The sequence below is a fragment of the Methylobrevis pamukkalensis genome, from assembly GCF_001720135.1.
In the GTDB taxonomy this organism is placed as follows: domain Bacteria; phylum Pseudomonadota; class Alphaproteobacteria; order Rhizobiales; family Pleomorphomonadaceae; genus Methylobrevis; species Methylobrevis pamukkalensis.
On the sequence record NZ_MCRJ01000278.1, the window covers coordinates 1 to 991 of the forward strand.

The window sequence follows — 991 nt, forward strand, 5'->3', positions numbered from 1 at the left end:
ACAGTTGGGCGGCCGGTGTGCAAACGCGGGCGACTGCTACCAACTCGGTCGATACCCCCGCAAATATTCGTACATAAGGATCGAAAACGAAATGAGTGAAGCCAACGGAAACGGAGCCGTTCTCGATCTGGCCGCCGATATCGTCGCTGCCTACGTCAGCAACAACACGGTTCCGGCCTCGGAACTTTCCGCTCTGATTTTCGATGTTGTCGGCGCGCTGGCCAAGGTCCAGGGCGGCCCGGTCGAAGTCGAGCCGGAGCCGGCAAAGCCGGCCGTTCCGCTCAAGAAGTCGGTGACGAACGACTACATCATCTGCCTCGAAGACGGCAAGAAGTTCAAGTCGCTGAAGCGTCATCTTCGCACGCACTACGACATGTCGCCGGAAGAGTACCGCGAGAAGTGGAACCTGCCGGCCGACTATCCGATGGTCGCCCCGAACTACGCGGCTGCCCGCTCGGAGCTCGCCAAGAAGATGGGCCTCGGCCAGCAGCGTCGCCGCACGACCAGCCGCTGAACCAGCCATCACGACCGCAAGCGCCGCGCTCCCCACAGGGCGCGGCGTTTTGCGTCGTGAGGTGGGTGTTCGGCGTGGTGCCTGCGACGGGACGGCAATGGGCGTCCAGGGTCGCCGGACCAAGGTCCGATGTCCGTCGGACGTAGGGTCGGCGCCGGGGCGCAGAGGTCTCGGCCGGATCGAACGCCGGAACATGTCTCGCTAGGGTCTTCCTGTCCGCCGCTGATGAGCGGGCCGATACCCAAGGAGACACAAGATGATCACCAACCGCATCTTCCGCCCGATGGTCGCCGCCACGTCCATGATGGTCCTCGCCGCCGGCTTCACCGCCGCCCCGGTGACGCTCGATTTCGCCGACGGCCTGACGCTGAAGGCATCCGAGGCGCAGGCCCGCCGTGGCCGCGGCGCCGATGACGGCGCCGGTCATGTCGGCGGCGGCAAGGGCGCCGACGACGGCGCCGGCCATACCCGCCGCGG

At 66.1% G+C, this 991-nt stretch carries 2 protein-coding genes; both read left to right on the plus strand.

Annotated elements, in window-relative coordinates; genetic code table 11:
* Positions 1 to 91 precede the first annotated feature (91 nt).
* The gene (locus A6302_RS20495) at positions 92 to 514 is read left to right on the plus strand and encodes a Ros/MucR family transcriptional regulator (protein WP_069308540.1); all 423 of its coding nucleotides are present in this window, start codon (positions 92 to 94) and stop codon (positions 512 to 514) included.
* 256 nt (positions 515 to 770) lie between these two features.
* On the plus strand, positions 771 to 991 hold a 221-nt coding region (locus tag A6302_RS20500), incomplete at its 3' end, for a hypothetical protein (protein WP_210183427.1).